Genomic DNA, 18,738 nt, shown 5'->3' with positions numbered 1-18,738 from the left:
AAAGCTCGAATCACCGCAGAGTGTCGACCGGAAGGCAAGGCACATGGGCGAGAAGACGAGCACACACCCAGGAGCCGCCGGCAGGGCAGCGGCGGCCGACCGGCCCTCCTCCGTACGGAATGTGGTGCTGGTCGGCCACAGCGGATCCGGGAAGACGACCCTGGTCGAGGCCCTGGCGCTGGCGTCGGGCGCGGTCAACCGGGCGGGCCGGGTCGAGGACGGCGGCTGCCTCTCCGACTACGACGAGATCGAGCACCGGCAGCAGCGTTCGGTGCAGCTCTCCCTGGTCCCCGTGGACTGGGGCGGGATCAAGGTGAATTTGCTGGACACCCCCGGGTACGCCGATTTCGTCGGGGAGTTGAGGGCCGGTCTGCGCGCGGCGGACGCGGCCCTTTTCGTCGTCTCGGCGGCGGACGGCGTGGACGGCGCCACCCGCATGGTGTGGGACGAGTGCGCGGCGGTCGGCATGCCGCGCGCGCTGGTCATCACCCATCTCGAGGCGGCCCGCGCCGACTTCGACGAGATGACCCGGATCTGCCGGGAGAACTTCGGGGGCGCCGACCCCGACGCCGTACTCCCGCTGTACCTGCCGCTGTACGGACAGGCGGGCGCCGACGGGCACGCTCCGGTGCACGGCCTGATCGGCCTGCTCTCGCAGCGCGTCTTCGACTACTCCTCCGGCGTACGCACCGAGCGCGCGCCCCAGGAGGACGAGCTCCCGCTGATCGAGGAGGCCCGCAACCGGCTCATCGAGGGGATCATCTCCGAGAGCGAGGACGAGTCCCTCATGGACCGCTATCTGGGCGGCGAGGAGATCGACGTGAAAACGTTGGTCGAGGACCTGGAGACCGCCGTCGCGCGCGGCACCTTCCACCCCGTCCTGGCCGCCGCCCCCGCGGCCGAGGGCACCAAACAGGGCCTGGGCACGGTCGAGTTGCTGGAGCTGGTCACCGGCGGCTTCCCCACCCCGGCCGAGCGCCAGGCGCCCGCGGTGACGACCCCGGACGGCAAGCCGCGCCCGCAGCTGACCTGCGATCCGGACGGGCCGCTGGTGGCCGAGGTGGTCAAGACCTCCTCCGACCCGTATGTCGGGCGGCTGTCTTTGGTACGGGTCTTCTCCGGCACCCTGCGCCCGGACGAGACGGTGCACGTCTCCGGGCACGGCCTGACCGACCGCGGTCACCAGGGCCGCTCCTTCCACGAAGCAAACGAGCGGATCGGCGCGCTGTCCGCGCCCTTCGGCAAGCAGCAGCGCCAGCTGTCCAAGGCGATCGCGGGCGATCTGGCGTGTGTGGCCAAGCTCTCGCGCGCCGAGACCGGCGACACCCTCTCGGCCAAGGACGCGCCGCTGCTGATGGAGCCCTGGGACATGCCGGACCCGCTGCTGCCGGTGGCCATCCAGGCGCACAGCAAACCGGACGAGGACAAGCTCTCCCAGGGCCTGTCCCGGCTGGTCGCGGAGGATCCGACGATGCGTCTGGAGCAGAACCCGGACACCCACCAGGTGGTGCTGTGGTGCCTGGGCGAGGCGCATGTGGACGTGGCGCTGGAGCGGCTGCGGTCGCGCTACGGCGTCCAGGTGGACACGGTGACACACAAGGTGTCGCTGCGCGAGACCTTCGGCGCGAAGTCGGCCGGGCGCGGCCGGCACGTCAAACAGTCCGGCGGCCACGGCCAGTACGCCATCTGCGAGATCGAGGTGGAGCCGCTGCCGGGCGGCTCGGGCATCGAGTTCGTGGACAAGGTCGTGGGCGGCGCGGTGCCCCGGCAGTTCATCCCGTCCGTGGAGAAGGGCGTACGCGCCCAGGCGGCCAAGGGCGTCGCCGCCGGGTACCCCCTCGTCGACGTCCGGGTCACGCTGCTGGACGGCAAGGCGCACTCGGTGGACTCCTCGGACGCGGCGTTCCAGACGGCGGGCGCCCTGGCGCTGCGCGAGGCCGCCGCGGACGCCCGTATCCATCTGCTGGAGCCGGTCGCCGAGGTGACGGTGCTGGTCTCGGACGACTACGTCGGCGCGGTGATGAGCGATCTGTCGGGCCGGCGCGGCCGGGTGGTGGGCACCGAGCAGTCCGGGGCGGGCCGCACCTTCATCCGCGCCGAGGTGCCGGAGATAGAGATCGGCCGGTACGCCGTGGACCTGCGCTCGCTGTCGCACGGTACGGGACGCTTCAACCGCAGCTACGCGCGGCACGAACCGATGCCCCCGCAGCTCGCCACGAAGATCCGCGAAACCCTCGAAAAGGCGGAAAACGGAACATAGTTAACGGACCGTCAGCTGTCGTCGCCCTCAACTCCCTTGCGGGCGACGACAGCTGTACGCTGAGTGCGCAGCGCAGCTGGTGTGCCGTGGGCGGTAGCAGGGAAGTTGGGAAGAGCCGCATCATCGGATGCGCGCGGCGATGGGGGCGTGAGTGGCAGACGGCTTCGACTTCAGTCCAGGGGCACAGGTCCCGCTCTCCGGCGGGGCCGGACAGACAGCGGCGACCCAGGCCCTGGCTTCGGCGGCGTACCGCGACAGCGACCTGGCCGACATCACCAAGGCCGACACCGGCTCCTACAAGTCCGACATCAAAAAGCCCAAGCTCTCGCTGCTGCAGCCCAACCTCGGCGAGGCCTTCTCCCGCGCCGTACAGGTACGCATGCTCGGCGGCGGGCGCGGGGCACTCATCCAGTCCTTCGGCACCGAGCCGCAGACCGTGGTCGAGCACTGCCTGGCCGCCACCCGCATCCGCAAGCAGCGCGACACCAAACTCACCGTGCTGATGGTGGTGTTCGGGCTGCTGTTCCTGCCCGGCGTACTGCTGTGGCTGGGCGCCTTCCAGCTCAAGAAGTCCCTGTCCAGGTCCGGCGGCAAGGGCACCTCGGCGCTGGGCGTCGCGCTGCTGCTGGCGGTGGCCGTCCTGGCCGTGGTCTTCCTGATCAAGCTGCCGTTCGGCGGCTTCTGGTCGGTCTATCTGCGCGCCATGGTCATCGCCCCGGTGATCGGCTGGTGGTGGGCCAAGCGGATCTGCGAGCGCACCGCCACCGATATGCGCGACGCGTGGAAGAGCCTGCTGGAGGGCGGCGGGGTGGGCGCCAAGATCCCCGAGGCGGTGCCCCAGGACCCCAACCAGACCGCCGCCGAGCGCCTGCGCCAGAACCTCGCCAAGCTCACCGCCGAGCAGCAGAGCAACGTCGTCTTCTACGCGGGCCCCAACGGGATACTGGGCATGGGCACGCGCTGGGGCAGCTGGCAGATGGCCGAGGAACTCAAGCCCGCCAAGCCGGGATCGGACATCCACCCCTTCCGCAGCTGGGACGTCGCCAAGGTCATCCACGACCGGCTGCGCCAGCTGGAGCGCTCCCCGCTGCACACCGGCGGCTTCCCGACCCCGTCGGTACGCCACTGGGTGGTCGCGCCGGTCGGCGAGAACGCCAAGTCGGTCTCCCGGCCCGGCGGCTCGGCCATGGACGCCTACCAGGTACGCGGCCACGAGATAGAGCGGATCTGCAACGAGCAGCAGTTCGGCAGCGGCAACCGCCACTACCTGGGCGTCCAGTTCGTCCTCTGGGACGGCCAGTTGGTGATCACGCTCATGATCACGGTCACGGTCCTCCACGAGACGCTGCGCATCGAGGTGACCGGCCACGCCCTGGGCCCGGTGCACTCGCTGTTCATGGGCAAGCCGAGCCCCAAGACCGTCTCTACGCCCAAGACCATCAAGTTCTGGGAGACCCGCACCCGCACGCTGCCGCTGATCGGCCCGGAGGAGGTCGTACGCCTCGCCGCCCGCGCGCCGCTGACGTGGTTCCCTCCGGTCCTGGACTTCCTGGGCGGCAAGCTGACCCTCCCCGAGCCGTTCGGGCTGCGCCACGCCTGGGCCGACAAGCCCTGGCGGCACCGCTTCATGGCGGACGACGCACTGCGCGCCGCGACACCGGTGCTGCGCGTGGTGCACTCCGCGGCGCTGAGCGTGCTGGAGGAGAACGGCGTGGACACCCAGCGCTTCACCAGCCGCTCGCTGGTCCTCAGCGGCGCAGTGCAGCAGGCGGTGCCGACGAAGGCCGACGAGTACAACGCCTAGTGTCCTAGGGCCTGTCGTCAAAGTCCCGTCGTTCGCCCGGAGGGCGGGCCCGGCGGCGTCTGGTGCACTCCGCTCGCTTCGCGAGCTGCCTCTCGGCTCTTTGCATCGTTCTACGGATGCCGAGCGCTCTCGCAAGGCGGAGGGTCGCCCCGGTACCGGGTGTACCGGGGTGAGCCCGACAACGCGGCGAGCGTGCGTGCCAGGCGTCGCCAGGCAGACGGGACTGTGACGACAGGCCCTAGCGGAAGATCCCGGTGTGGCCCAGTGAGTAGCGGCCCGGCTGGGGGTAGACCGCCAGGCCGTGCGGGCCCTGGCCCACCGGGATCTTGGCCAGCGTCTTGCCGCTGGCGGTGTCGATGGCGTACACCTCGGCGTCGTAACGGCCCGACAGCCACAGCACCTTGCCGTCCGCGGAGACCCCGCCCATGTCGGGGCTGCCACCGCCGGGGATGTGCCACTTGCCGGTGAGCTTCCCGCTCTTGAAGTCCAGCAGCGAGACGGACCCCTCACCCCGGTTGGAGACGTACATGCGCCGGGAGTCGCGGCTGACGTAGAGGCCGTGGCAGCCCTTGCCGGTGGGCAGCAGCCGGGGCTTGGAGAAGGTGTCGCCGTCCAGCACCCACATCCCGTCGGCCATCATGTCGGCCACGTACCAGGCCCGGCCGTCCGGCGCGATCTTCACGTCCTGCGGCATCGCGCCCTGGAACGGCAGCTTCTGCTGCCCGACGACCTTCATCTTCTCGGTGTCGACCTTCAGCAGCTCCCCGGAGAACTCGCAGGAGACGATGAAGTACTTCCCGTCCGGGGAGAAGTCCGCGTGATTGACCCCGGCGCAGGTCACCGGAACGGTCTTGCGCACCGCCATGGTCTTCGGGTCGCGGAAGACCAGCTCCTTGTCCATGGAGGCCATCACGACCGCGTACTTCCCGTTCGGAGTGAAGTAGAGGTTGTACGGGTCATGGACGTCAACGGGCTTGCCCTTCTTGCCCGTTGCCGGATCGATCGGCGTCAGGTCGTGCCCGCGGTTGTTGTTCACCCACAGCGTCTTCAGGTCCCAGGAGGGCACGACGTGCTGCGGCTGCACGCCCACCGGGATCGTCTCGATGACCTTGTACGTCTTCGGGTCGATGACGCTGACGGTGTTCGAGGCGGTGTTGGGCACGTACACCCGCGAGGGGAAGTTCTTCACCTGCGGCGCGAGCTGGTTGGGCCGGTCCGCGGCGTAGACGTCGCGCTCGTCCAGCAGGGGCGGCATGCCCGCCAGCCCCGGCTCGGCGGCCTTGGACGGCGGGTGCGGCGCGGGGCTGCGCTCGGCGGCCTTGAGCTCCGTGGTGCCGCAGCCGGCCGCCACCAGGGCCCAGGCGGCGGCCCACAGGGCGGTCCGGCGCCCGGACCGCACGGGGAGCCGCCTGCGGCGGCGGACATCGGTAAGGAAGGTCACCCCACCATTAGAGAGGCAACCGGCCGGACAGGGGGCGATTTATCCGATTTTTGGGTGACGGGGCCCAGGTCTGCGTATCCTCGGCCCCTCCCCCTCCGCCGCCCGCTACACCGGCCAGGCGTCCGCCAGCATCTTGCGGGTGTCGGCCAGCAGCTGCGGCAGCACCTTGGTGTGCCCGACCACCGGCATGAAATTGGTGTCACCGCCCCAGCGGGGGACGACGTGCTGGTGCAGATGGGCCGCGATCCCGGCGCCGGCCACCGCGCCCTGGTTCATGCCGATGTTGAAGCCGTGCGCCCCGGAGGCGGTGCGCAGCGCGGCCATCGCCCGCTTGGTCAGCTCGGCCAGCTCCGCGGTCTCCGGCCCGTCCAGCTCGGTGTAGTCGGCGACATGGCGGTAGGGCACCACCATCAAGTGGCCGCCGTTGTACGGGTAGAGGTTGAGCACCGCGTACACGTACTCGCCGCGCGCGATCACCAGCCCGTCCTCATCCGATTTCGCCGGGATCGAGCAGAAGGGGCAGCCGTCGTCGGCCCCCGGGCCGCTCGGCTTGTTCTCCCCTTGGATGTAGGCCATCCGATGAGGCGTCCACAGTCGCTGGAAGGCGTCCTGTGTGCCCACTCCGATCTGCTGCTCCGGCTCTGTCGTCATGAAACGCAGCATATGACTTCACCGGTACGGCACAGGGCCCCGGGGTGACCCCGGGGCCCTGTGCACGGTGTGGTCCGCGGACCGGCTCAGACCTGTACGCGCTCCTCGACGACCTTCACGATCTTCGCGATGGCGTCGTCGACCGGAATGCCGTTCTCCTGGGAGCCGTCGCGGTAACGGAAGGAGACGGCACCGTTGGCCATGTCCTCGTCACCCGCGATGATCATGAAGGGGACCTTGGCCTTCTGGTGGTTGCGGATCTTCTTCTGCATGCGGTCGGAAGAGGCGTCCACCTCGACCCGCAGCCCGGCGGCCTTCGCCTTGGCGGCGAACTCCTCCAGGAATCCGACGTGCGCGTCACCGATGGGGATGCCGACCGCCTGCACCGGCGCCAGCCACGCGGGGAAGGCTCCCGCGTAGTGCTCCAGCAGCACGCCGAAGAACCGCTCGATGGAGCCGAACAGCGCGCGGTGCAGCATGACGGGCTGCTGGCGCGAGCCGTCCGCCGCGGTGTACTCCAGGCCGAACCGCTTGGGCTGGTTGAAGTCGACCTGGAGCGTGGACATCTGCCAGGACCGGCCGATGGCGTCCTTGGCCTGCACCGAGATCTTGGGGCCGTAGTACGCGGCGCCGCCCGGGTCCGGGACCAGCGGCAGGCCCTGCTTCTCGGCCGCCTGGCGCAGCGCCTCGGTGGCCTCCGCCCAGTCCTCGTCCGAGCCGATGAACTTGTCGGAGTCGTCGCGGGTCGACAGCTCCAGCTCGAACTCGTTCAGGCCGTAGTCGCGCAGCAGGTCCAGGACGAAGGTGAGGAGCTTGTCGAGCTCCTCGGCCATCTGCTCCTTGGTGCAGTAGATGTGCGAGTCGTCCTGGGTGAAGCCGCGCGAGCGGGTCAGGCCGTGCACCACGCCGGACTTCTCGTAACGGTAGACCGTGCCGAACTCGAAGAGGCGCAGCGGCAGTTCACGGTAGGACCGGCCGCGCGACTTGAAGATCAGGTTGTGCATCGGGCAGTTCATCGCCTTGAGGCGGTAGTTCTGCTCGTCGAACTCGATCGCGGGGAACATGGCTTCCCCGTAGTGCGGCAGGTGCCCGGAGATCTCGAAGAGCTTCTCCTTCGAGATGTGCGGGGTGTTCACGAACTCGTAGCCCGCGACCTCGTGCCGCCGGCGCGAGTAGTCCTCCATCACCTTGCGGACGACGCCGCCCTTGGGGTGGAAGACCGCAAGGCCCGGGCCCAGCTCCTCGGGGAAGGAGAACAGGTCCAGCTCGGCGCCCAGCTTGCGGTGGTCGCGCTTCTCGGCCTCCACGAGGAAGTCCAGGTACGCCTTGAGCTCGTCCTTGGTCGGCCAGGCGGTGCCGTAGATCCGCTGGAGCTGCTTGTTCTTCTCGCTGCCGCGCCAGTACGCGGCGGCCGAGCGCATCAGCTTGAAGGCGGGGATGACGCGGGTGGAGGGCAGGTGCGGACCGCGGCACAGGTCCTTCCAGCACAGCTCGCCCGTCTTGGAGTCGAGGTTGTCGTAGATGGTCAGCTCGCCGGCGCCCACCTCGGCGTCCGCGCCGTCGGCGGCCTGCGCGGCGTTGCCCTTGAGGCCGATCAGCTCGAGCTTGTACGGCTCGTCCGCCAGCTCCACGCGGGCGTCCTCGTCGGTGGTGACCCGGCGCGAGAACTTCTGCCCCCGCTTCTGGATCTCCTGCATCTTCTTCTCGATGCGCTTGATGTCCTCGGGGGTGAACGGCTCCGCGACGTCGAAGTCGTAGTAGAAGCCGTCCTTGATGGGCGGGCCGATGCCGAGCTTGGCCTCCGGGAACAGCTCCTGCACGGCCTGGGCCATCACGTGCGCGGTGGAGTGCCGCAGGATGTTCAGACCGTCCTCGCTGGTGATCTCGACGGGCTCGACCACCTCGCCGTCGGCGATCTCGTACGCCAGGTCCTTGAGCTCCCCGGCCACCCGCGCGGCCACGACGGAGCGCTCGCCCTGGAAGAGGTCGGCGGCCGTAGTGCCCGTGGTCACCACGCGTTCTTCCCGCTCGGAATCGCGTTGGATGGTCACACGGACGTCTGACACCGGTCTCTCCTGACTCATGTTTCTGGCACGACAGCGATCGCTGTGCAGCCGAATCGTACCGAGCCACCGGTCCCCACCGCTAAACGGTCGCGGCACACCCGCCTCTCCTACGGACTCACTCCTCGGCCAGCGGGCCGCCGCACGCCTCCTGGAAGAACCCGAGATTCTCCTGCAGCGACTTCAGCAGCCGGTCCCGCTCGGCGTCGTCGACCTGTACGGGCGTCACGTCCGAGGCCCCGGTGATCCGGCGGAAGCCGCCCCGGCTCTCCAGCCGCCCGCTCACCCTGATCGGCAGGCCCACCAGGTGGGCGTGGCCGGCGATGCGGTAGTCCTCCTCCTCCAGCGCCACCCGCACCTGCACCACATCGGCCCCGCCGATCACCCGCAGCCGCACCGCGCCGGGCCCGCCGGGACGCTCCCGCCGCATCCGCACCACGGCGCCGGTCACCCGCACCGGCAGCGAGGGCTCCTCGCGTACGAAGCGCCGCGCGGCCTGCTGGAGCGCGGGCAGGTCCCCGGGCGAGAACTCCACCGGCTCGGGCCGGACCGAGAAGCCCGGCGCCGGCCCCGCCGCCGGCGACCACTCCACCGAGATCCGCACCCCCTCGGCATCCCGCACCAGCGCGATCAGCGACTCCGCCAGCTCGTGGCACACCCCCAGCTCCACGGCCGCGTCGAAGGCCTCCATCCCGCCGGTCGCCCGCTGGTAGTCGGTCGCGTCGCGGGCCGCGTGCAGCGCGCGCTGGAGCCCGGCCACCGCACCGCGCCCCGCCGCCACCGGGACGTACGCGGTCAGCTGCCGCCCCGCGGGCGCCGGGCCCACCAGCACCTCGCCCAGGAACGCCTCGGCCTTGCGCTTGTGCCGGGCCCCGTAGAAGCCCGCGCGGCCGTGCGTGCCCAGCGCCCCGGCGATCAGCATCGCCCGCGCGGCCGAGCGCAGCTGCTCCTGGGCCACCCACGGCGCGGCGCCCAGCCCGTCGTCGGGGATCTCCCGCTGCCAGCGCACCTCGTCACTGGGCACCGCCAGCCCCACCAGCACCTCGCGTGCGGAGGGCGCGGCGCTGTGCGCGAGCGCGTCCAGCGCCTCGGCCAGCAGGTCCTCGCTGTCGGGGAAGGTACGGGCGTGCGGCACCAGCAGGCTCGTACCGCCCACCCCGCCCGGCGGCGTCCAGCGGGTGTAGTGGCCACTGCCGCCGCCCCTGCGCCGCCAGCCGTGCCGGCCCAGCAGCGCGATGAGCACCGCGGGGTCGAGCTGCCCGGGGTCCACGGGCCTCGGGTCGCGCCCGGGGCCGTACTCGTCGGTCGGCCGGTGCATCACGGTCTCCCTCCCGCCCCGACCCGCGTCATGATCTCGCAGAGCGCGCGGTCGTCGAAGGTCCGCGCTGTCGGGATGCGCACAGTGGTCCGGTGTCTGCCGGTCACTTCCTGGCCGGCGAGGTTGGTCCAGTAGCAGCAGTGCCGCAGTTCGAGGCGGTCGTGGCTCACCCGCAGCCAGTCCTCCTGGGTACGGGGCACCAGCATCACCACCAGGATCTTGTGCACCGACACCGGCGTACGGGCCAGCTTGACCAGATGGCCGTTGTCGAGCGTGAAGGCGAAGCTCGGCCCCGCGGGCCGCGGGGCGACCTGGTAGGTGCACTTGAGCTGCACCTTGATGGTGACCTCGTCGTCCAGGGCGTGCCCCGGCGCGCTGTGGCTGACGTGCCAGTCGATGCCGTAGTCCGGGAAGGGCTGCGCCAGCGAACAGCCGGAGGCGGCGGCGACCGCATGGAGATAGCCCACCTGAAGCGTCTCCATACAGGCCGTGGTGGCCAGCGAACCGCGCAGCGGCGCGGCCGGCGCCGGCCCTCCCCCGTAGCCTCCGGCATGGGTGGCTCCCCCATGTTCGGGCTGCGCGAGCGTCATCGCTCAAGTGCCTTCCGGGATCGGCCGATCGAATACTTTCGCAGTGCGTCCGCATTTCTTTCCGTCGGACCGCTCGATGCGCAATGGCCCGCCTCTTGTCTTGTCACCGCCCCAAGTGGTCAACAAACAAAGGCGGTTCGACAAGCGGAAGCCCCGGGTATCACCAGCTCGGGTGGTCGCCATCCGGCCATCCACCGCACGAGCGCGAGGAGTTGTGAACATGCCGTGCTGGTACGACGGCCCGCTGGCCTCATTCGACACCGAAACGACCGGAATCGACGTCGAACGAGATCGGATCGTCTCCGCCGCCCTCGTCGTCCAGGAAACGCCCCGTGCCGTACCGCGCGTCACCCGCTGGCTGGTCAATCCGGGCGTGGAGGTCCCCGAGGCGGCGACCGCCGTACACGGCCTGACCGATGAGCACCTGGCCCGGCACGGCCGCTGGCCGGCGCCGGTGATGGAGGAGATCGGCCGGGCCCTGGCCGCGCAGTCGCTGGCCGGACGCCCGCTGGTCGTGATGAACGCCCCCTTCGACCTCACGCTCCTGGACCGGGAGTTGAAGCGGCACCGCGCCACCTCCCTCGCCCACTACCTGGGCACCTGCTCGCTGTGCGTCCTGGACCCGCGCGTCCTGGACAAGCACCTGGACCGCTACCGCAAGGGCCGCCGCACCCTCACCGACCTGTGCGCGCACTACGGGGTCGAGCTGACCGGCGCCCACGAGGCGGCCGCCGACGCCATCGCCGCACTGGAGGTCGTCCGCGCCCTAGGCCGCCGCTTCGCCGCCCGGCTGGAGCGCCTGAACGCGGCCGAACTCCACACCCTGCAGGCGGTCTGGCACGCCGCGCAGGCCCGCGGCCTGGAGGCGTGGTTCGCCCGCAACGGCACGGCCGAGCCGGTGGACCCGCACTGGCCGCTGCGCCCGGACCTGCCCGCCGCCGCCTGACCAACCGCGGCCCGCCGGGCGGGATTTCGCGCACGAGGAGCGGATACGCCGAAGGCCGGGCCGCCTGTTGGCGGCCCGGCCTTCGGTCCCGGTGGGCGATACTGGGTTCGAACCAGTGACCTCTTCGGTGTGAACGAAGCGCTCTCCCACTGAGCTAATCGCCCGGGTGTTGTCGGGGTTTCCCCGCGAACGAGTTGAACAATACAGCCCGCCGGGCCCTTCGTTCAAATCCCTCGCCCCTGGTCCGCGGGCCGCCACGGACCGGCGTCGGCGAGCCAGGAGATCAGCCCGCGCCGCCCGCCGCGCATCATCAGTGCGTGGTTGGCCCGGAACAGCGGTCTGCCGGGGAGCGCCATCCTGCGCAGCAGGGGCTTGCGCGCCGTGACCTCCTGCTCGAACAGCGCCCGGGTGCCGTCCCCGCGCGCCGCCACCGTCCAGCGCGCCCAGCCCTCCAGGTCCCCGCGCATCGCGATCTCCAGCACCCCCGCCCGGGGGTCGCGCCGCGTCTCGCGCGCACTGACGACCAGGTCGTAGGGCAGCAGCGACCGAAAGCGCGCCGTCCCGCCGCGTGCGCCGTCCGCGTCCACCTGCCGCACCTGCGGCCACCACCGCGGATACGCCTCGGCCCGCTCCAGTACGGCGTAAACAACGGCGGGCGGGGCATCCAGCAGCCACACGCTGCGGAAGCGGTAGCGGTGCAGAGCGCGCAACCTCTGGGCCATGGCCTCAGTGTGCCGCCCGTAGGTCAACAACTCCCCAACTACGCCAAGGGCCCGGAGGCTTCAAGCCTCCGGGCCCTCGTCACGGGGTGGGCGATACTGGGTTCGAACCAGTGACCTCTTCGGTGTGAACGAAGCGCTCTCCCACTGAGCTAATCGCCCCGGCCGCTCCGGGGGTTTCCCCCTGGCGCACGACCAACATTACCCCATGTCAGAGGCCTCTTGTGACCACCCGCCGGCTCCCGGCGGGCGGCCCGCGCTACTCGCCGACGTTCCAGGGCATCTCGAAGCCGAACTTCCAGATGTACACCGCGAGCACCGCCGCGATGATCACGACGCCGATGGACGTCAGGATGATGTTCCGCCGCCGCACCCTGGGGTCCAGCGCCTTCTGTGCGGCCTCGGTGACCTTGCGCTTGGTCCAGCGCAGCACCAGCTGCGCCCAGACGAACTCGGTCGCCCAGATCGCCATACCGGCGAAGATCACCAGCCAGCCGGGACCGGGCAGCGGCAGCATGATGATGCCCGCGACCACTACCGCGAGGCCGACGACGAAGACGCCGACCTGCCAGCTCAGGTGCAGCGGCCTGGACCGCTTGATGAAATGCGGGGCCCTCGATCCGAGCGGCTGCTCGGCAGTCGCGGCGTCCCCCGTGGCGACCCCCGGTCGCCCGTCACGCTCCGTATTCATGACACCCAACCTACCCCAGCGGACATGCCCCCGAAATGGCCGAGAAGGAGGAGCCGGAACTCCGCCGTAAGAGGTACCTGAAGCCACCCAAAACCCTCAGAGGGGTTTACAACGGCACCGTAGGTGGCATGTCGATTTCGCCGACGTGCGAATCCCCGAGCGCACACTGAGCGAAAGGCCCTGGCGCTTATGAACACCACGGTCAGCTGCGAGCTGCACCTGCGCCTCGTTGTGTCGAGCGAGTCATCACTGCCTGTACCCGCGGGCCTGCGGTATGACACGGCCGATCCATATGCCGTGCACGCCACCTTCCACACCGGAGCCGAGGAGACCGTGGAGTGGGTTTTCGCCCGCGACCTCCTCGCCGAGGGCCTGCACCGGCCCACCGGCACCGGAGACGTCCGCGTCTGGCCGTCCCGGAGCCACGGACAGGGCGTGGTCTGCATCGCCTTGAGCTCACCGGAAGGCGAAGCCCTCCTGGAGGCCCCGGCGCGAGCCCTGGAATCGTTCCTGAAGAGGACCGATGCCGCGGTCCCACCGGGGACGGAACACCGTCACTTCGATCTCGACACCGAGCTCTCGCACATCCTCGCGGAGAGCTGAGAGGCACCACAGCACCGCCCCGCACCACCCAGCTCACCAACCCGCGACCGTCCGACTCGGGGAGACGGCGCAGGACCGACAAGTTCATACGGCACACCTCGGCGCCGTCACCGCACAGTCATCGCGGAGACGGCGCCGAGGCTTGTTGGAAGCGCTAGAGTCGGCGACCATTCGGCAAGGACACCGGGGCGGCGCCCGCCCGCCCCACCCGGCCAGGGAGCGAACCGTGATGATCACCCATGACACCCGGTACGCACTCGACGCGGTCGTCGACCTCCTCAACAGCGCCCCCGAGGGCGACTCCCCCGGCGCCCCGGACACCTTGCGCGACCTGCCAGGGCTGCGGGAGTTCGTCGCACGCCACCGCATCAGTGACGTGGGCACGCTCGGCGAGCGCGATCTGGCCGCCGTACGGGCCGTACGCGCGCGGTTCGCGCAGGTCTTCGCCGCACCCGACAACCGCAGCGCCGCCGAGCTGGTCAACACCCTGGTCGCGTCCGCCGGGACGACACCGCAGCTGACCGACCACGACGGGCACGACTGGCACGTCCACTACTTCGCGCCGGGCGCCTCGGTCGCCGACCACCTGGCGGCCGACGGCGGGATGGCGCTGGCCTTCCTGGTCGTCGCCGGTGAGCGCGAGCGGCTGCGGCGCTGCGAGGCGCCGGACTGCCGGCACGCCTTCGTCGACCTCTCGCGCAACCGCTCCCGGCGCTACTGCGACAGCCGCACCTGCGGCAATCGCCTGCATGTCGCCGCCTACCGGGCACGGCGGCGGGAGGCCGCGGGCTGAGGCGGCAGGGCCCTGCCACCCGCGTCCGGCACCCTCCCGCGCCGTCGTATCTCCCGTGGCCTCACAGCAGGAACAGGTCGTGCACGGCGCCGATCAGGAGCAGGGCTCCGATCACGGCGAGGAAGAGCATCAGCGGCGGCTGGGACAGCGCGAAAAGGCAGCCGCGCGGCTCGGGAACGGGGACCGGGGCGTCTTCCCGGGTCACGGCGCACTCGTCGTTCATCTCGCGCCGATGATGACGCAGCCGATCGACGGTGAATGACCAATAAGCCCCTCAGCAACGGGAGTTCATCAGATCCCGTGCTTTTTCAAGATCGCTTCGATGTCCGAGAAGTCATCCGTGGGAGCACCGCCCTGGGCCGCGGCACTGCCGCCGCTCTTGCCGCCGGCCTTGGCCTGCGGCTGCGCGGACCTGCGGCCGCCGCCCAGCGAGGGCGCCGAGGCCGCCGGAGCCACCGCCTGGGGAGCCGTCGCCTCGATGCCGCGCTCCTTGCGGCCCGTACGCCGCTCCACCGCTCTACTGATCATGAACAGCACCACGGACACCGCCAGCACGCCGAAGCCCGCCCACACCGTGGGCTTGAAGACCAGGCCCGCGACCCAGTCGACGACTCCGGTCATCACCAGGCCGAGGGGAACCAGCGAATAGGCGGCGATGCGGGTCGCGGCCAGGAAGCGCTTGCGGTACGCCGTCAGCGCGGCGATGCCCAGGCCCGCCGCCGACACCGCGGCGCAGACGGTCGAGGTCAGCAGCATCCGGTCCTCCTGCCGGTGGAAACAGCTCCTTGCGTCCTGCTCTGCCTTCCATCCTGCACCGTCCGGCGCCGCGACGGCCATGTTCCGGGGCGGGCTCAGGGACATCTCGGGGTCCAGCTCCTCCGCAGGTCCTGGTTCGGCGGCCGCGGCGGGGGCTGGGAGACTGACCCCATGAACGACGTCACGTCCCCCTCCGCCGCCCGTCCCGCCCCCGCCGTCCTGGACGTGTGGTGCGAGCTGCAGTGCCCGGACTGCTTCAGCGCGCTGGAGGACCTGCGCGCGCTGCGCGAGCACTACGGCGACCGGCTGGAGATCCGGCTGCGCCACTTCCCGCTGGAGAAGCACAAGCACTCCTACGCCGCCGCCCAGGCCGCCGAGGAGGCCTTCGAGCAGGGCCAGGGATGGCCGTACGTGGAAGCCGTACTGGCGCGCACCGAGGAGCTGGCCAAGCGCGGAGAGCAGGTGCTGCTGGAGGTGGCCGGCGAACTGGGCCTGGACGCCGAGGAGATGGACACCGCGCTGATCGACGGCAGGCACCTGCTGATCGTGGACGCGGACCAGGCCGAGGGCAAGGCGATCAAGGTCACCGGCACGCCGACGTACGTGATCGACGGCGAGCGCCTGGACGGCGGCAAGAGCCAGGACGGCCTGCGCGCCCGCATCCAGGAGATCGCCGACCGCCTGCTGGCGGGCTGAGCGGCCCGCTCCTGCGGCCCGGTGGGCTACAGGAGCGGCTTGGAGAGGTGGTACTCGGTCGGTTCGTAGCCGAGCGAGATGTAGAGCCGCAGCGCCGTGGTGTTGCCGGCGAAGACGTTCAGACCGAGACGGCGCAGGCCGTGCTGCAGCGCCTGCGCCTCGGCCAGCAGCATCAGGGAGCGCCCGTGGCCGCGGCCGCGGTGCTCCTGGGGCACCTCGACGTCGTAGACGTACGCACCGGGCTCCTCCTGCGGGCGCAGCGCCACCCACAGCGTGCCGACCGCCGTGCCGTGGTGAGTGAGCACGCTGAGCAGGGCGCCGGGCGTGGCCAGGCCGTCGGGCAGGCCCTCGGAGCCGTCCGCGTCGGCCTTGGCGCGCGCCTGCTCGGCATCCAGCCCGCGCTCGCGCCACTCGCGCTCGTACTCGGCCTGGGCGTGCTCCCACCACGGCCCGAACTCCCGCGCGGTCATCGGCCGCCCCTCGCTGCCCTCGGGCAGGCGCGGCGGCGCGGCGGGCAGCGTCTTGGCCATGTTGCGGTTGCGCTCGGCGTAGCCGAGGGCCGCGGCCAGATGCAGGGCGGTGGCGGCATCCGCCGGGACGGAGGCCTCCACACTGCGGCAGCCCCAGGAGCGCAGGACTTCCTCGGCGGCGAGCGCGGCGACCGTGCCGCGCCCGCGCCGCCGGTCGCCCTGGGCCACGCCCAGGCGCACGATCCGGCCGGCCCGGGGCCCGAACGCCTCGTCGGTGGCCAGCTGGATCACGCCCACCGGGCGGCTGTTGACACAGATGTCATACGAGCGGGCGCGGCCGCCGCCGGGCGTGCGCTCCTCGGCCCCGATGGGTCTCAGCGTCGTCGTCACGAAGAGGTTCTACCCTCCCGCGAGATCCCCGACCGCCGTCAGCTCGGATCGGGGTCGGCGCCGACGCGGGCCGCGAACACCCGCATCGCCTCGGCCGTCAACGGGCCGGGCTCCTGGGTCAGTTGACGCCCGTCGATGCGGGTGACGGCCTGTACGTCGCGCAGCGTCGAGGTCAGGAAGATCTCGTCGGCCCGCTCCAGGACGTCCAGCGGCAGGTCCGTCTCCTTGGCGCCGACCCACTCCAGGACCAGGGCGCGGGTGATGCCCGCCAGGCAGCCCGAGGACAGCGGCGGGGTGTGCAGCTCCCCGTCCAGGGCGACGAAGACATTGGATCCGGTGCCCTCGCACAGCTGGCCCACGGTGTTGGCGAACAGCGCCTCGGTGGCGCCCTGTTGGTGGGCGCGGGACAGCGCCATGACGTTCTCGCCATAAGAGGTGGACTTCACGCCGGCCAGCGCGCCGCGCTCGTTGCGGACCCAGGGGACGGTCACCGCCGCGGTGGCGGTGGCGTGCGCGGGCGTTTCCGTCAGCGCGACCACGAGGGTGGGGCGGGCCTGGCCGCGGTCGGAGCCGAGCGGGGAGATGCCGCCGGTGTAGGTGATGCGCAGCCGGCCGAGCTCGACGGGGTTGGCCTCCAGGACGGCGGCGCAGGCCCGGCGGATCTCCTCCAGGTCGGGCTCGGGCAGCCCGAAGGCGCGGGCCGAGGTGGTGAGCCGCTCCAGGTGGCGGGTGAGGGCGAAGGCGCTGCCCCGCCGGGCCTTGAGGGTCTCGAAGATCCCGTCGCCGACCGTGAGGCCGTGGTCGAAGACGGAGACCCTCGCGCCGTCCTCGTCCCGCAGTGTCCCGTCGAGCCAGATCTTCATCGTGTCTTCCCTCCGGTCGCCTCGTAGGATCCCGACGCTACCGCGAGCAGCCTGCGCGCCTTCAACTCGGTCTCCTCCCACTCCCGGTCGGGGTCGGACCCCCAGGTGATCCCGGCTCCCGTACCGAAGCGCAGCACCGGTCCGCCGGGGGCGTCCCGCTCGATCCAGAACGTACGGATACCGACCGCCAGTTCCCCCGTCCCCCGGTCGGCGTCCACCCAGCCGACGCCGCCGCAGTACGGCCCGCGCGGCGCGGTCTCCAGGGCCTCGATGATCCGCAGGGCGCTGTGCTTGGGGGCGCCGGTGACCGAACCGGGCGGGAAGGTGGCGGCGAACAGCTCCGCCCAGCCGGCCGACGCCGCCAGTTCCCCGCGCACGGTGGAGACGAGGTGGACCAGCCCCGGGTGCGGCTCGATCGCGCAGAGTGCGGGCACGGTCACCGATCCGGTGGCGCAGACCCGGCCGAGATCGTTGCGGACCAGGTCCACGATCATCACGTTCTCGGCGTGGTCCTTGTCCAGCAGGTCCTCGGCGGTGCGCCCGGTGCCCTTGATCGGGCCGGACTCCACGGTGCGGCCGGTGCGGCGCAGATACAGCTCGGGGGAGGCGGTGGCGACCTCCACGCCGTGGGCGGGCAGCCGCACCGTGCCCGCGTACGGGGCGGGGTTGCCGCGGGCCAGCAGCGCACCCAGCGCGTCCACGTCCGCGCGGGAGGGGTCCGGCAGCGGCGCGGTCAGCACCCGGCAGAGGTTGGCCTGGTAGACCTCGCCCGCCGCGATGTGCTCGCGTATGCGCCGCACGCCCGCCGTATAGGCGGCGCGGTCCAGGGAGGAGGTCCAGTCCCGGGGCGCCGGGCCCCGCCAGCGGCCCGGATCGGGCACATGGGCGGGGCCCGCCTGGCGTATATCGCGTACGTCTCCGAAGCGCGCGCACACCAGGCGGCCCTCGAAGTCGGCGACCACGGCCCACCAGCCGCAGGAGTCCAGGGCCGCCGGGTCACTGGTGACATCGCGCAGGTCAGTGGCGATGCGGCCGCCGAAGCGGGCGAGCGGAGGGAGGTCGTGCACGTCAGTGAGTCTATGACCGGGGTCCTGCTGTCGCCCTGGCCGAGTGAGCACCGCAGCACGCTGCACAAACGCGTTTTTGTACTGGCCCTGGAATCCGCTAGAGTTCAACACGTCGCCGGGACGCGGAAGCCCACCGGAGACAACGCACCTCCCGGAGTTAGTCTGGGAGAGGCACCTGCGGACGTAGCTCAGTTGGTAGAGCACCACCTTGCCAAGGTGGATGTCGCGAGTTCGAGTCTCGTCGTCCGCTCGCTGTTGGGGGATCTTCCCGACCCCCTACACTCCTGGTGGAGTGGCCGAGAGGCGAGGCAACGGCCTGCAAAGCCGTCTACACGGGTTCAAATCCCGTCTCCACCTCCAAGGACGATTAGCTCAGCGGGAGAGCGCTTCCCTGACACGGAAGAGGTCACTGGTTCAATCCCAGTATCGTCCACGCAGGTCCACATGGACCTTCCCCGCGCGATTAGCTCAGCGGGAGAGCGCTTCCCTGACACGGAAGAGGTCACTGGTTCAATCCCAGTATCGCGCACGCAGCATCCCGGACGATTAGCTCAGCGGGAGAGCGCTTCCCTGACACGGAAGAGGTCACTGGTTCAATCCCAGTATCGTCCACGCAG

Annotated in this window: 18 protein-coding genes and 7 tRNA genes; 11 read left to right on the top strand and 14 right to left on the bottom strand. The window is 70.9% G+C overall.

The genetic code is table 11. The features are described from left to right. Positions 1-43 precede the first annotated feature (43 nt). Together AC4IJH_RS08545 and AC4IJH_RS08540 are read left to right on the top strand one after the other, a co-directional pair. Positions 44-2,260 carry an elongation factor G-like protein EF-G2 gene (locus AC4IJH_RS08545; RefSeq protein ID WP_490850947.1) on the top strand — a complete coding sequence of 739 codons (2,217 nt, stop codon included), beginning with the start codon at positions 44-46 and terminating at the stop codon, positions 2,258-2,260. Between the two features lie 151 nt (positions 2,261-2,411). Further along, entirely contained in the window at positions 2,412-4,064 is a 1,653-nt protein-coding gene (locus AC4IJH_RS08540; protein WP_490850946.1) for an AbeC-like domain-containing protein, read from the top strand. A gap of 238 nt (positions 4,065-4,302) precedes the next feature. Here the strand turns inward: AC4IJH_RS08540 and AC4IJH_RS08535 are convergent, their stop codons facing one another. The 5 genes from AC4IJH_RS08535 to AC4IJH_RS08515 all read right to left on the bottom strand — a co-directional run bounded on the left by AC4IJH_RS08535 (position 4,303) and on the right by AC4IJH_RS08515 (position 10,127). Then, positions 4,303-5,505, bottom strand: coding sequence for a YncE family protein (locus AC4IJH_RS08535; protein ID WP_490850945.1), 1,203 nt, complete (start codon positions 5,503-5,505; stop codon positions 4,303-4,305). A 105-nt stretch (positions 5,506-5,610) separates the two neighbouring features. Beyond that, complete coding sequence (locus AC4IJH_RS08530; protein WP_490850944.1) at positions 5,611-6,168, bottom strand: HIT family protein; 558 nt, start codon at positions 6,166-6,168, stop codon at positions 5,611-5,613. Between the two features lie 74 nt (positions 6,169-6,242). Continuing rightward, a complete protein-coding gene (gene thrS / locus AC4IJH_RS08525; RefSeq protein WP_490850943.1) occupies positions 6,243-8,222 on the bottom strand; it encodes a threonine--tRNA ligase in 1,980 nt (659 codons plus the stop codon). A 115-nt stretch (positions 8,223-8,337) separates the two neighbouring features. Continuing rightward, positions 8,338-9,537 (bottom strand): hypothetical protein, encoded by a 1,200-nt coding sequence (locus AC4IJH_RS08520; RefSeq protein ID WP_490850942.1) that lies wholly within the window; start codon positions 9,535-9,537, stop codon positions 8,338-8,340. Continuing rightward, complete coding sequence (locus tag AC4IJH_RS08515; protein ID WP_490850941.1) at positions 9,537-10,127, bottom strand: DUF4365 domain-containing protein; 591 nt, start codon at positions 10,125-10,127, stop codon at positions 9,537-9,539. Before AC4IJH_RS08515 ends, AC4IJH_RS08520 begins: the two co-directional genes overlap by 1 nt. A 220-nt stretch (positions 10,128-10,347) precedes the next feature. On the opposite strand from AC4IJH_RS08515, the gene AC4IJH_RS08510 reads away from it, so the two are divergent. Beyond that, positions 10,348-11,073, top strand: coding sequence for a 3'-5' exonuclease (locus AC4IJH_RS08510; RefSeq protein ID WP_490850940.1), 726 nt, complete (start codon positions 10,348-10,350; stop codon positions 11,071-11,073). Between the two features lie 92 nt (positions 11,074-11,165). Here AC4IJH_RS08510 and AC4IJH_RS08505 read toward each other — a convergent pair. The 4 genes from AC4IJH_RS08505 to AC4IJH_RS08490 all read right to left on the bottom strand — a co-directional run bounded on the left by AC4IJH_RS08505 (position 11,166) and on the right by AC4IJH_RS08490 (position 12,483). Continuing rightward, a tRNA-Val gene (locus AC4IJH_RS08505) sits at positions 11,166-11,237 on the bottom strand. Positions 11,238-11,297: 60 nt separating this feature from the next. Then, the gene (locus AC4IJH_RS08500; protein ID WP_490850939.1) at positions 11,298-11,795 is read right to left on the bottom strand and encodes an SRPBCC family protein; all 498 of its coding nucleotides are present in this window, start codon (positions 11,793-11,795) and stop codon (positions 11,298-11,300) included. Positions 11,796-11,882: 87 nt separating this feature from the next. Then, a tRNA-Val gene (locus AC4IJH_RS08495) sits at positions 11,883-11,954 on the bottom strand. Between the two features lie 97 nt (positions 11,955-12,051). Then, positions 12,052-12,483, bottom strand: a complete 432-nt coding sequence (locus AC4IJH_RS08490; RefSeq protein WP_490850938.1) for a TIGR02611 family protein — start codon at positions 12,481-12,483, stop codon at positions 12,052-12,054. Between the two features lie 189 nt (positions 12,484-12,672). On the opposite strand from AC4IJH_RS08490, the gene AC4IJH_RS08485 reads away from it, so the two are divergent. Beyond that, complete coding sequence (locus tag AC4IJH_RS08485; RefSeq protein WP_003959770.1) at positions 12,673-13,086, top strand: SsgA family sporulation/cell division regulator; 414 nt, start codon at positions 12,673-12,675, stop codon at positions 13,084-13,086. Positions 13,087-13,312: 226 nt separating this feature from the next. Next, positions 13,313-13,879: a CGNR zinc finger domain-containing protein gene (locus tag AC4IJH_RS08480; protein ID WP_490850937.1), complete on the top strand. Its 567-nt coding sequence runs from the start codon at positions 13,313-13,315 to the stop codon at positions 13,877-13,879. Positions 13,880-13,940: 61 nt separating this feature from the next. Here AC4IJH_RS08480 and AC4IJH_RS08475 read toward each other — a convergent pair whose 3' ends face one another. Both AC4IJH_RS08475 and AC4IJH_RS08470 read right to left on the bottom strand, forming a co-directional pair. Next, a complete protein-coding gene (locus tag AC4IJH_RS08475) occupies positions 13,941-14,084 on the bottom strand; it encodes a hypothetical protein (protein WP_490851062.1) in 144 nt (47 codons plus the stop codon). An 86-nt stretch (positions 14,085-14,170) separates the two neighbouring features. Next, the gene (locus AC4IJH_RS08470) at positions 14,171-14,632 is read right to left on the bottom strand and encodes a hypothetical protein (protein WP_490851052.1); all 462 of its coding nucleotides are present in this window, start codon (positions 14,630-14,632) and stop codon (positions 14,171-14,173) included. Positions 14,633-14,806: 174 nt separating this feature from the next. On the opposite strand from AC4IJH_RS08470, the gene AC4IJH_RS08465 reads away from it, so the two are divergent. Beyond that, positions 14,807-15,331 carry a DsbA family protein gene (locus tag AC4IJH_RS08465; protein ID WP_490850936.1) on the top strand — a complete coding sequence of 175 codons (525 nt, stop codon included), beginning with the start codon at positions 14,807-14,809 and terminating at the stop codon, positions 15,329-15,331. Between the two features lie 26 nt (positions 15,332-15,357). On the opposite strand, the gene AC4IJH_RS08460 is transcribed toward AC4IJH_RS08465, so the two are convergent. The 3 genes from AC4IJH_RS08460 to AC4IJH_RS08450 are packed head-to-tail and all read right to left on the bottom strand — an operon-like array spanning position 15,358 to position 18,121. After that, positions 15,358-16,191, bottom strand: coding sequence for a GNAT family N-acetyltransferase (locus AC4IJH_RS08460; RefSeq protein WP_490850935.1), 834 nt, complete (start codon positions 16,189-16,191; stop codon positions 15,358-15,360). Between the two features lie 38 nt (positions 16,192-16,229). Further along, positions 16,230-17,054, bottom strand: coding sequence for an aminotransferase class IV (locus tag AC4IJH_RS08455; protein ID WP_490850934.1), 825 nt, complete (start codon positions 17,052-17,054; stop codon positions 16,230-16,232). Further along, on the bottom strand, positions 17,051-18,121 hold the full coding sequence (locus AC4IJH_RS08450) for a chorismate-binding protein (protein ID WP_490850933.1): 1,071 nt from the start codon (positions 18,119-18,121) through the stop codon (positions 17,051-17,053). The genes AC4IJH_RS08455 and AC4IJH_RS08450 overlap by 4 nt, the downstream gene beginning before the upstream one ends. Before the next feature lie 177 nt (positions 18,122-18,298). Between AC4IJH_RS08450 and AC4IJH_RS08445 the strand changes: the two genes are divergently transcribed. The 5 genes from AC4IJH_RS08445 (at position 18,299) to AC4IJH_RS08425 (ending at position 18,733) form a co-directional block, all read left to right on the top strand. Beyond that, positions 18,299-18,371 (top strand) — tRNA-Gly (locus AC4IJH_RS08445). 36 nt (positions 18,372-18,407) lie between these two features. Next, positions 18,408-18,481: transfer RNA gene (locus tag AC4IJH_RS08440), tRNA-Cys, on the top strand. 1 nt (position 18,482) lies between these two features. Next, a tRNA-Val gene (locus AC4IJH_RS08435) sits at positions 18,483-18,554 on the top strand. A 24-nt stretch (positions 18,555-18,578) separates the two neighbouring features. After that, positions 18,579-18,650: transfer RNA gene (locus tag AC4IJH_RS08430), tRNA-Val, on the top strand. Positions 18,651-18,661: 11 nt separating this feature from the next. Then, positions 18,662-18,733 (top strand) — tRNA-Val (locus tag AC4IJH_RS08425). Positions 18,734-18,738: the final 5 nt, after the last annotated feature.

Source organism: Streptomyces sp. UF-297 (assembly GCF_058245575.1).
This window is presented reverse-complemented; position numbering and strand designations above follow the sequence as displayed.